5 protein-coding genes are annotated in these 13,571 nt (G+C 37.4%); all 5 read left to right on the forward strand.

From position 1 onward, the window contains the following. Positions 1-2 precede the first annotated feature (2 nt). The 5 genes from IPK91_14695 to IPK91_14715 all read left to right on the forward strand — a co-directional run bounded on the left by IPK91_14695 (position 3) and on the right by IPK91_14715 (position 12,859). Positions 3-965 carry a N(4)-(beta-N-acetylglucosaminyl)-L-asparaginase gene (locus IPK91_14695; GenBank protein MBK8298496.1) on the forward strand — a complete coding sequence of 321 codons (963 nt, stop codon included), beginning with the start codon at positions 3-5 and terminating at the stop codon, positions 963-965. Positions 966-1,107: 142 nt separating this feature from the next. Continuing rightward, positions 1,108-2,676, forward strand: a complete 1,569-nt coding sequence (locus tag IPK91_14700) for a hypothetical protein (protein ID MBK8298497.1) — start codon at positions 1,108-1,110, stop codon at positions 2,674-2,676. A gap of 562 nt (positions 2,677-3,238) precedes the next feature. Further along, complete coding sequence (locus IPK91_14705) at positions 3,239-7,678, forward strand: T9SS type A sorting domain-containing protein (GenBank protein ID MBK8298498.1); 4,440 nt, start codon at positions 3,239-3,241, stop codon at positions 7,676-7,678. A 471-nt stretch (positions 7,679-8,149) separates the two neighbouring features. Continuing rightward, the gene (locus IPK91_14710; protein MBK8298499.1) at positions 8,150-8,809 is read left to right on the forward strand and encodes a response regulator transcription factor; all 660 of its coding nucleotides are present in this window, start codon (positions 8,150-8,152) and stop codon (positions 8,807-8,809) included. Positions 8,810-8,914: 105 nt separating this feature from the next. Further along, entirely contained in the window at positions 8,915-12,859 is a 3,945-nt protein-coding gene (locus IPK91_14715; protein ID MBK8298500.1) for an HYR domain-containing protein, read from the forward strand. Positions 12,860-13,571 lie beyond the last annotated feature (712 nt).

Here is a 13,571-nt window from a genome sequence, read left to right on the forward strand (position 1 = left end):
TCATGTTTAATCGTCGCACATTTTTAAGTTCAACTGCCATTGGAATGGGTAGTTTGGGTTCCGTTGATCATTTGACAGATTTGTTTGCAGGATTTGGAAAAGTTCGAAAGCCTGTTGTCATTGCTACCTGGAATAATAGGAAAGCTGTAGAAGCAGCATGGAATGTTTTAAATTCTAGAGGAAAAGCATTGGATGCAGTGGAAGCCGGAGCCCGGATTCCGGAAAGTGATCCGGAAGATACTTCAGTTGGATATGGCGGGTATCCGGATCGGGATGGATTTGTCACGTTGGATGCCTGTATTATGGATGAATTGGGCAATGCCGGTTCTGTCGTTTTTTTAGAACATATCATGCATCCTGTATCCGTCGCACGGCGGGTAATGGAAAAAACACCCCATGTAATTCTTGCAGGATCCGGAGCTCATCAATTTGCAATCGAACAAGGATTTAAAGAAGAGAATTTATTGACTGAAAAAGCACAAAAAGCCCTGGAATCCTGGCGTATAAAGGCAGAATACCAACCAAAAATCAATGTCGAGCGGCATGACACTATTGGGATATTAGGCTTAGACCAATTCGGGGATCTTTCAGGAGCTTGCACCACCAGCGGATTGGCATTTAAAATGAGAGGAAGGGTGGGCGATTCCCCAATTATTGGCGCGGGTCTCTATGTTGATAATGAAATAGGGGCCGCAACGGCAACCGGTTTAGGAGAAGCCGTGATTAAAAAAGTCGGATCATTTTCAATTGTAGAAATGATGCGACAAGGAATGCATCCAGAAAAAGCTTGTAAAATGGCAGCTAAGCGCCTATTAGGGATTAAAACAAAGGATGAATTTCAAGTCGGATACATTGCAGTAAATAAAAAAGGGGAAATTGGGGCATTTGCGCTAAGACCAGGTTTTGAAGCAGCAGTGATCACTCAAGAGGGATTCATCTTACTAAAGGCAAACTCCATTTTATAAAAAACAGAAGATTCAGAAATAACATTAGAATTTAGATTATAAGGTAGTTAAAGTTTTATCCAATTGCTCCGAAGGCAAAACAAGACAGTATATTTAACCCTTCAAATACATACTGTTTCCCTAAAATGATAATTTATTACCAATGAAACTTTTATATTCCATCATGGCTAAGATAAATTGCTTGATTATTCTGCTTGCATCAACCTTGTTTTTACCTAAGGTAATGGGTCAAACAGGAGGTACCCTAGATAACAGTTTTGCTACGGTAGGGTTTACGTCCTTTGGATTTCCTCAAGCCAATGCAACATGCAGTGCGGCTGCTTTACAAACAGACGGGAAATTGATTTTAGCAGGTCAATTTATCACAGGCACTACAGGTACAGTTGCAGTGGTCCGTCTTTCTAGTGTAGGTTTGCCAGACAGCACTTTCGGAATTAATGGACAGGTATTGATCCCATTTTCTAATGTGAATGTTGAAGCCAGTACCGTGCAAATTCTTATTGATGGGTCCATATTAATAGCAGGAAAATCCAACAATTTACCTCTTCTTCTCAAACTGAACCCAATAGGAGGATTAAGCAATAATTTTGGTACAGGGGGTATTTTGAGTTTTGATAATGGATTGAGTGGAATAATTGATTTGATAGTATTGGAAGATGGAAAGATTTTAGGCTGCGGAAAGAAATCAGATCAGTTTTGTGTTTTTAAACGTTCGGAGAATGGTTTAGAAGAACTAAGTTTTGGAATAGCAGGATTCGCTTGCATCGATGCAGGCCCACTTTCCGCTCTCAACCGGATGACAATGCAAACCGACGGTAAAATAGTATTAACCGGAAGTGTAAATTCTACAGCTACTAAAAATGATATAGTGGTTATGCGACTTACAAAAAATGGTGCGTTAGATAATACGTTTAACAATACCGGAACTGCCGTATTGGCCTTGGGTAATGCCGGTACAGATGAAGTTGGTAATGCAATTCGTGTACAAAAAGATGGAAGAATCGTTGTTGCTGGAAATTTTGTAGATTCTTCAAAAACTAAATTTATAATTACCAGATTATTGCCTGAAGGTATTATTGATACTTCGTTTGCTTCTACCGGATCCGTGATTGTTACATTCAATACTACTAAGGATGAAGCCAGGGATTTAGTAATTCAGGCCGACGGGCGTGCATTGGTTTGCGGAACAACTGTTACACAGGGCAACGGAAGCAATGTAGCCATGGTTCGATTTAAAACGGATGGTAAACTCGATCCTAATTTTGCCGGACTTGGCAAGATTAGTTCCAAAATTGGGAATCGTGCAAATGGTGAAGTCGTCTTATTGCAACCGGATAATAAAATTATTGTCGCTGGCTTTGCCAATTTTTCGAATCAAAATCGCTTTATGGCTGCACGATACAATCCGGGTATTGTAGTTGGAACAAAAGGAATTGCTGAAAACAAATCATCTGAGATCGTGCTTTGGCCAAACCCGATTCATTCAGGCAATAGTATATATGTACAAGCTAATTTTACATCCTCTGAAGAGCTTAGAATTAAATTGACGACCCTTGATGGGAGACAAGTGCATAACTGGGCAGTTCGTGCCCCACAATCTGAAAATCAAGTGATTGAATTGGAACTGCCAGCGGACCTTTATCCTTCTGCTTACTTGATGAATTTTTATTCAAATTCAATTTCAGGTGGGAAATTAATAGTAGTAGATTAAGCACGATATCTTGTATATACTGCTGATTATCAATAATTTATATTTGACTTAGCCTTTTAGTAAATCCATTGTGATGGACTGAAATCCTCTTAACAGGATGCTTGAGGTTCAATGGATATCCCACCCATTAATTAGAAAACCATTATTCAGATCAAGCTTTGTTTTCAATTGGATGCGCTCTATTCAATCATTTGGGGGCTTTCATTCATTAAAAAATGACTTCACAAAACCCTGGGTTTAAACCCAGGGTTTTGTGAAGTCATTTTTTGAATGCGAGCTTCGTTTTAAAAATAACCAAGAAAAATAAATTTAAATTATAATAAATTGTATGTATTAATTACTAATAATCAATAGTATATAAGTATAATATAAATCGTATTTAATATTAAATTAAAATCAAAGCTATACATATTATAAAAAATTGGCATATGTTTTGTTGTGATTAAGCGGGGCATTAAAAATCCTCGATTAAACGACTAAACATCTGCTTATGAATCTGCATTGCTTTACTCAAAAAATTAGCCTGTACTGTTTGTGTATGCTAATCATCCCTTTGATCAGTATGGCCCAACCGACCAACTGTGTTGAAGATTTTAACAACCAATCCAATTTAGGTCCTGTTACCCAGGCTGGAAATTGGCATTCTGTTTTATCTGATCTGTATTTTCTAACTGACCCATTTACATTTAGTCCTGTCTTAAGTGCCAGTGACGCTTCTGGTGCGTCATTTATGAGCAACATTACTGATTATGATTTGAATTGGTATGCACGTTATGGTGGATGCCAATTTTGCTTTGATATCAGATATGATGAAGGCACAATTAATCCTGGAACAGGTGATAGACCAATTACAATATTTCAAAATGGACCAGTAGGGAATCTAAATCCAAATTTGGCTGCAATTTCAGCTACCTTCAAAGTGAATGTTGGAATTGGGAATTCATGGGTTCGTGTTTGTATACCTATTGATAAATCAAGTGGTGGAAATTTACCTTCCAATTCGTATGGAACCTGGGTTGGACCCAGTGCAGCGCAGTGGGATAATTTAATTCAAAATGTAGATGGAATTTCAATACCAGTAGATTTTGCAGGTGTTTCCAGTCCTACTGAAAAAATTTATGTAGATAATTTTTGCTTTGATCGTTGTCCGCTTCCAACCTTAGCGTGCGATGATCACGTAAATGTCTCTTTAGATAGTACCTGTTGTGCAGTAATTACACCAGCCATGGTATTGGAAGGCAATTATCCTACAAACTGTTTAAAAGTAGTATTAAAAGATAAGTATGGCAATGTAATCCCAACAAGTCCGAAGATATGCGGACAGTATATCAATCAAACCATCACGTTTGAGTTGATCGATACGTGTACAAAAAATAAATGCTGGGGAACATTAATAGTAGAAGATAAATTAGGTCCAAAGATTGAGTGTCAAAATCCGGATACGGTATTCTGCAACAACACAGGATATAATTGGACAATTCCACCGGGTGTAGATAATTGTGGCGGTGTTGTAAAAACAATAGTGCTGTCGGATGAAACTACAAAATTACCCTGTGATTCATTTTGCATAGCCCGTCGAAGGATTACATATTATTATCAGGATCAATACGGCAACCACAGCGATACCTGCGTAAAAGAAATATGCTTTAAGAAAATAGAATTTAAAGATATCGTATGGCCAAAAGATACCGCCTATAGTTGCGAGGTATGGGATACAATTCCACCTCCTTACGTATCAGGAGTACCTACAGCAGGAGGCTATCCATTATATCCGGATTGGTTTTTATGCAAAATGGCCGTTACGTATGAAGATCAACTGATTCCAATCTGTCCAAAAACATTTAAAGTATTGCGTACGTGGACGGTGTTGGATTGGTGCAAGAGATCCCCTGAAAATGTATATAAACATTATCAAATTGTAAAAGTGCTGGATGAGAAAGGACCTAAATTAGATTGTCCTGAAGATGTAACGGTAAGCACCGACGTATGGAGCTGTACTGGAACCGTCATCATTGCACCACCACACGTTTCTTGGGAGTGTTCAGATAGCGTGTACGTAACAGTAGAATATAAGATCACTGGAAAAAATGGACAGTTGACCTACGAAGGAACAGACAAGAATAATATTAAAAAATTACCGAATGGATATTTTTCAATCACCGGTTTATCAATGGGTTTAAATCTGGTTACATTTTATGTAACAGATCAATGCGGTAATACAAGTACATGCACAACCGAAGTTACTGTTGAAGATCATATTCCACCAGTAGCAGTATGCGACCAAAAAACAACGGTTGCACTGACAATAGATGGAACTGCAAAAATTGAAGCCTACACCTTTGACGATGGTTCGCATGATAATTGTGGAATCGATTATTTTGAAGTAAAACGAATGGACAATGGATATCCATGTGATACAATCAGAGGAAAAGAATGGGGGCACTATGTGTATTTCTGTTGTGAAGACATAGGCAAAACAATTATGGTAGCGATGAGAGTTTGGGATCGTGCAGGAAACAGCAATACCTGTATGGTAGAAGTAGAAGTTCAAGATAAAATACCACCGGTAATATTTTGCCCACCACATATAACAATTAGTTGTGAATACGACTATCCGGATCTGAGTGTATTTGGAACCGTAGTGTCGGATATCAGTAAACAAAAAGCAATTGTAATAAAAGATCCGAAAGTAAAATTCAGCAGTCAAGCGATCGATGGATATGCATACGATGGTTGTGGAGTCACTGTGGTTGAATTACCGCCGGTATATGCACTTCCATGTGGAAAAGGAACAATTACCCGCACTTGGGAAGCTACGGATCCAAGAGGACTTAAAACGAGATGCAGTCAGGTGATTACAGTCGTTGATTACAATCCTGATAATGTTACTGTGGTGTGGCCAAGAGATACATTTAGTACCAGTATATGTACTAGCAAACCGGATTTTGATGCAGACCATTTAGGGAAACCAAAAGTATACGGAGCTGATAAATGCAACACGATTATGATCAATTACACAGACCAGATATTTACATTGGAACCGGATGCGTGTATAAAAGTATTAAGAAAATGGACGGTGATCGATTGGTGTATTTATAAGCCAAATGATCCACAAACAAAAGGATATTGGAGCTGGATCCAGGTAATCAAAGTAAATAATTTTATTGCACCAAACTTTACAACATCCTGTAAAGACAGAACAATAGCCGTATTCGGACCAGGCTGTGGCGGACAAGTAGATTTAAAAGCACAGGCAACAGATGATTGTACAGATTCAGCTGATTTGGTATGGTATCATGAAGTGGATTTATACAATGATGGATTGTCACCAGGAAATGAATATTTACATTCAGGCTCAGGAGCAGATGCATCAAATTATTATCCGATCGGTACTCATAAAATTACATTTAGAGTAAAGGATGCCTGTGGAAATGAAAGCTGGTGTGTGTTTTTAATAAAAGTAATTGATGGAAAATTACCAACACCTTATTGCATTGGAAATATTGTGACAACCATTATGCCGACAACAAAAAGCATTGCGATATGGGCAAAAGATTACAACCTCAATTCAGAGGATAATTGTACACCAAAAGATAGTTTAAAGTATTTCTTTTTGGTAAACAATGTTTTGGTTCCATCACTTACATTGGATTGTTCAAATATAGGAATCAATAAATTAAGAGTCTATGTACGCGACGAGGCAGGCAATTTAGATTACTGTGAGGTAAGCCTTGATTTACAAGATCCGAATCATGTATGCGGTACTAGCAATCTGGGCTTAAGTGGAAAAATTACTACTACCGACAATCGTACGATGAAAGATGTAACAGTTATCATGGAAAGAAATAATCCAGCTGGAATCAATCAGAGTTATACAGATAGCCAGGGAGGCTATAGTTTTAGCAATCTGACCAAAGGAGCGGATTACCAAATCAAGGCCAGTTACAATCAGAATCACATCAATGGAGTAAGTACCCAAGATATTGTAATGATCCAAAAACACATTTTAGGAATTCAGTTGTTTGACAATGCATACAAATACATTGCAGCTGATGCAAACAACAGCAATACAATCACTGCAGCGGATATTGCCGAAATACGGAAACTGATATTGGGAATTACCAATCAGTTTACTAAGAATGAATCATGGAGATTTGTACCAAAACAAACAGTCTTTAATGATCCAAACAATCCCTGGCCATATACAGAACAGATCAAACACCAGGAGTTGTTGACTTCAAAAGCGAATGATGACTTTTATGCAGTAAAAATTGGAGACCTGAGTGGAAATGCAACTCCAACTGGTTTCCTGGGAACCGCTTCAAGATCAAACGAAAGCTATACAATAGCGATTGCAGATCATACTTTTACAAAAGGACAAGCATTAAGAATACCTGTATTTGCAACAGAGCAAATGCTGGTGTCTGGAATGCAAATGGAATTAGAAGCAAATGCGAATGGAACAATTAGTGGTATAGAATCTGGTGTATTTAATCTTGCAGATGATAATTATTTGATCCATGACAATCGCATCAAAATCAGTTATACATGCATGCAGGACCAGCTTATAAAATCTGGTGATGTTTTGTTTACGATCCTGGTACATGTGAAGCAAAATGGAAGCATAAATCAAATCATTAGCCTAAATACCAATACGATAGCTGCTGAACTTTATGATAATAAGATTCAGGCCAATCGATTGAAACTTGATTTTGATACAAACTCAAATGAACAGACTGGTTTGAAACTGTATCAAAATGCACCAAATCCATTTGATGAAAGCACGAGCCTGCGATTTGAATTATTGAAAGCGGATGAAGTTCAATTGAACGTATACAATCTGTCAGCTGAGTTAGTTTACTCAATGAGAGTTGGATTTACAGCAGGAAAACATGAAATTCAATTAAATCAGAATCAATTAAATGGTTCGGGAATATTCATTGTACAAATGAAGACATCTGATTCCAACCAGACCCAGAGAATTATAAGAATTCAAAAATAAAGATTGAGTATTTGCAGTGTTATTGCCTGATCATGGAAACATGGTCAGGCTTTTTTTATTTTAGGGATCATTAAATGGTCGGTTTTTAGCTGAGGTTTTTTGTCTTTATTAAACTGCTTCTTGTCTCTAAGATTAATAAACATGCGTAAAAAAGCCATTAATTTTTTCATTTTCAAATGTGAATTTGTAGGGATTTCCAGTTTAATATTAAGGCAAAGTACCATGTATAATTAATTGAATTTTGCAATCATTACACCTGAAACACAATACTGATATATTGATTTTAAATTTATTTTTCAATCATCATATTACATTTAATTGCCATGTATAAAATATTTATTATTAGCCCTTTAGTCAATTTTTGTCGAATGTAATTGTATGATTTTCAAGGGCTTATAATGACTCCTGCTCCATTTTTGGCACTTATTTTGCTTAATCATAATATGTTCGACGAATTACCAGGAAGTACACATGGATAGGATACGTTATGTGGTAGCAGATGACCATCAACTTTATGTTAAGGGATTTAACCTGCTCCTTCAACGGATCAAAACCAGATTCCCCTTAGAATGCATAGGCGAAGCATTCAATGGTCAGGAACTTCTGAGATTGATCAATCCGGATTCTGTGGATCTTCTGTTTCTCGATCTGAACTTGGCAGATAATGATGCCGCCCTTTTAATACCTAAACTCAAAGAATTGCATAGCAATCTGAAAATTTTATGCATCAGTATGTATACCGATGATAAAGTGGTTCGGGAAGCGTTGCGAAAAGGTGCCGACGGGTATCTTTCTAAAAATACAGACCTCGATGAATTATCCAATGCAATCGATGCAGTAATGGATGGTGAAATGTTTCTCGGATCAAATATCCGAATCACCAATCCGGAACGCAAAACAGTGCAGGCAAGTCAGAGTATTAATCGCTTTAATGCAAAATACCAACTGACCAAACGCGAACGTGAAATTCTCGAACTCATTGCAAAAGGTAAATCCAATAAAGACATTTCTGCTTTATTGTTTATCAGCAAAGACACGGTCAGTGTTCATAGAAAGAACCTCATGAGAAAACTGAATGTAAAAAATGCATCCGGTTTAATCAAAGTCGCCTACGAATTTAATTTGATTTAACCCCCGCTTAAGTCTTGATAAAAACGTGTATGCCTGTTTTGCAGGGATGCATTATTTATAAATAACAAACATGTATTACTTCAATCCTTTAAACCGAGTAAAAAAATGAAAAAGGAAATTTTTACAAATTATTTAAAAAACGGAAGTCACGACTTCATACGGATCCTGATGGTTTCCGTTATGATGTTGTTGGCATTCGTTCAATTCAGCTATGGGCAATGTCCTCTGGCCTGCGACAATTTAGTCCAGGTTTCTTTGGATGAAAGATGTAAGGCTGTAATTACACCAGACATGATCCTGGAAGATATGGGTCCGTCTCCTTGTATTTACACTGTGGTTGTATTTGGAACGAACGGACTTCCATTACCGAATGCTACTGTAACCAGTGCACATATTGGTAAAACACTTACTGTCGCAGTTTACCTGGACAATAATTCTTGTTGGGGATCTATCTATGTTGAAGATAAATTACCTCCTACAATTATTTGTCCTCCTGACGATACTGTATTTTGTAATCAGACAAAATATGTTTTATTGCAACCAACAGTTTTTGATAGTTGCTCAGGAGTTACCAAACATTTGGTTTCTGATGTCATTACAAAATATCCTTGTGATTCTGCATTGGCTGGAAAACGAACTATTACGTATTATTACACGGATGCAAGTGGAAATCATTCCGATACATGCAATCAATGTGTGTATTTTAGAAAAGTGGATCCACTTGTTGACTTAGTGTGGCCAAGAGATACCATTTTTGGAAAAGACACCATTCTTTGTTTGAATGACATTCCATTACCGGATATAACAGGTGTACCTAAAGTTGCAGGCGAACCCTTGTATCCAGATTGGTCTGTTTGTAAAATTGGTGTAACATACGAAGATCAATTAATCCCGGTCTGTCCTTATACCTTTAAAGTATTGCGTAAATGGACCTACATCGATTGGTGTAGACCTTCCGGTCAAAATGTATATACACATTATCAAATAATCAAAGTACTTGATGAAAGAGGCCCAGTAGTTTCTTGTGGTCTGAATGTAACTATAAGTACGGATATTTGGACTTGTACTGGTACGGTTGTATTGCCAATTCCAACCGTTATTAAAGAGTGTTCCAAAACTACCGTACAAGTTGGTTATAAATTAGTTAGAAATGGAGATACAGCCACTTTGGATGGAACTTCAACAAATGGGGTTACTAATTTGGGAAATGGTTTTTACAGTGTTACCGGCTTGCCTCTTGGATTAAGCTGGGTTATATTTAGAACTACCGATGAATGTGGTAATTATACAGATTGTGCTACTGAAGTTTTAGTAGAAGACAAAGTTCCACCAACTCCGGTTTGTGATCAAAAGACTGTAGTTACCTTGACTATTGATGGTACAGCTAAAGTTGCTGCTGAAACGTTTGACGATCGTTCGCATGACAATTGCGGTATTGATCGTTTTGATGTGAAACGGATGGACGATGGAGTTCCTTGTGGTACTAAAAATGGCGATCAATTTGGTCCTTATGTATATTTCTGTTGTGCGGATATTGGAAAGACATTAACAGTAATCCTAAGAGTATGGGATATCCATGGAAATTACAATACCTGTATGGTAGAAATCGAAGTTCAGGATAAATTACCTCCTGTGATTGTATGTCCTCCTCATATTACCGTTTCTTGTGAATTTGACTATACTTCATTGGATGCATTCGGCACCGTTCGTGACAATGTCGCAAATCGAAAACCGATTACTATAAATGACAAGTATAAAAAATTCAGCGGTCCAGCAATTGATGGATATGCATACGATGGATGTGGTGTAACGATAACGGAAGCAGTTACGAACAACACAAAATGTGGAAAAGGAATTATCCAAAGAAGATTTACAGCAACCGATCCTGGTGGTTTGAGTTCATTTTGTGACCAATTTATCACGATTGTGGATTCAACAGCTGATAATGTAAAAGTTGAATGGCCGGTAGATTATTACAGTTCTACGATCTGTATGGACAAACCGCATCTGACACCGGATATTACGGGTAAACCTAAAATTACTGGTGCAGATAAATGTGCAAACATTATTCAAACCTATGATGATCTGGTATTTACATTAGATCCAGATGCATGCATTAAAATATTAAGAAAATGGATCGTAATTGATTGGTGTGTATTTGATCCGAATCTGAAAAATTCTCCGGGTTATTGGAGTTGGACACAAGTTATAAAAGTGATCAATACCGTAGCACCAACTTTCTTATCGAATTGTAATAACCGCACCGTGGATGTATTTGGTCCAGGTTGTGCCGGACAGATTAGTCTCATCGCATCTGCAAAAGATGATTGTACGGATTCTACATTACTAGCTTGGACCTATCAAATTGACTTATACAATGATGGTTCGACAGATATCAATGAATCAGGAAAAGATGCATCTGGAAATTACCCAATTGGAACGCATAAGGTAACTTTTAGAGTACGAGATGCTTGCAATAATGAAGCCGTATGTACATTCCTATTGACAGTACGTGATGGCAAAAAACCAACACCGTATTGTCTCGGACATATTGTTACAACCGTGATGCCAAGCACACAAAGCATAACAATTTGGGCAAAAGATTTTAATTTGAATAGTGAAGACAATTGTACAAAGAAGGAAAATTTAAAATATTACTTTTTATTGAATGGACGCTTTGACAGTTCAATGGTTTTTAATTGTTCAAATATTGGTAAAAATATTTTGAGAGTCTATGTTGTTGATGAAGCAGGTAATTCAGATTACTGTGAAGCCACTCTTGAAATTCAAGATCCAACGCATGCATGCCCTACGGGTTTAACTATCCATGGGAACATTCAGACGATTACCAATAAACCGGTAAAGGATGCTTATGTATCTTGGGAACGTTCAAATCCTGCGGGTAGCAATTCTACTTATACAAATGACAATGGTGAATTTAGTTTCCCAAGTTTGACATCTGGAATGAGTTATACGATTAAATCCGAAAAGAATTTTGGCTTTATTAATGGAGTTAGTACGCTTGACATCGTGTTGATCCAAAGACACATTCTTGGAACGCAATCATTTGATTCACCTTTTAAATATCTGGCCGCAGATGTCAATGCAAGTTGTACCATCACAGCCGCTGATATTTCGGAAATCAGAAGATTGATTTTAGGAAAGATCAATGCATATGCGCAAACACCTTCCTGGAAATTTGTACCACAGAGCAGTTTATTGCTAGCAAATACTCCTTGTGGTTTTGAACATATCCTTGAATTTAATCTGATCAACCGGAATCATATGGATGCTGATTTTTATGGTATAAAAATGGGTGATATCAACATCGATGTAGATGCTGGAAATGCAATTAATGCAACAACTCGTAGCGATAAAAAAATTCAGTTATTTGTTCAGGATGTTGAAACGACTACTGAAGGAATCAATAAAGTTGCAGTTTATGCGTCTGAAGTAATTGGATTTGAAGGGATGCAAGCGTCTTTTGCTTTTGATGCAGATTATATGCAAATTGAAAATCTGGAAGCAGGACAATTAAATGTGAATGCTGATTTCTATTCAATCCGAGGCAACAAATGCTTTGTTTCATTAAGTGGACAAAGTGGTATAACCATCGATCCTACCCAGCCTTTATTTTATATGAATGTACGGGCAAAACAAAATGCACGTTTAATTGATCACATTCGATTGAATGACGATTTATTAAAAGCAGAATGGTATGATGAAGGATTAAATATATACAGTTTGCAGTTTAATGCTAAAAATCCAAATGCAAAGCCAGGTGAACTTACAACGGTGCTTTACCAAAACAAACCAAACCCATTCAACGAATCAACCCTGATTGGATTTGAGTTGGCAAGCAAACAAGAAGTAGAATTCATATTTTATGAAACCAATGGAAAAGTAATTTATCGTAAAACTGGTACATACAACAAAGGTTATCATGAATTTGAAATTAAAAAATCAGAATTAAATACATTCGGTGTTTTCTTTATGCAGATGAATACCAATGATTTTACAGATACAAAACGAGTAATTCTTATCCGTTGATAAGGATTGAGTAAATGCAGTGTTATTGCCTGATCATGATTACATGGTCAGGCTTTTTTGTTTTATAGAGCAGTTACCGCAGTCCCACCTGCTAAAGCAGTTACCGAAGGCCCGCCTGCTATAATCAATTTTCAAAATTTTTAGAGTCGGGCAGTCGTCCCTACCGAGGTTAAAGGGATGTAGAACTATAGCAGTTACCGAAGGCGTCCCCGCCGAGGTTAGAGTGATGCAGAATTTTACATGATATAAAAGTTATTAAACGAAGTTTCTTTTTAATTTTCGTTATCCATTGATCCCCCCTTCAGCCTCGGCGGGGACGCCGTCGGCAACTTGTCGTTGCGAACTAATTTTTTTATTTTTTTAAAAAAGCAGTTACCGAAGGTCCGCCTGCCAAAATTCAACAACAAATTTAGTAAGGTCGGGCAGGCGTCCCCGCCGAGGTTAGAGGGATGTAGAACTATAGCAGTTACCGAAGGCGTCCCCGCCGAGGTTAGAGTGATGCAGAATTTTACATGATATAAAAGTTATTAAACGAAGTTTCTTTTTAATATTCGTTATTCATTGATCCCCCCTTCAGCCTCGGCGGGGACGCCGTCGGCAACTTGTCGTTGCGAACTAATTTTTTTATTTTTTTAAAAAAGCAGTTACCGAAGGCCCGCCTGCAATAATTAATTTTCAAATTTTTTAGAGTCGGGCAGGCGTCCCCGCCGAG

The sequence above is a fragment of the Saprospiraceae bacterium genome (assembly GCA_016712145.1).
GTDB lineage: Bacteria > Bacteroidota > Bacteroidia > Chitinophagales > Saprospiraceae > Vicinibacter.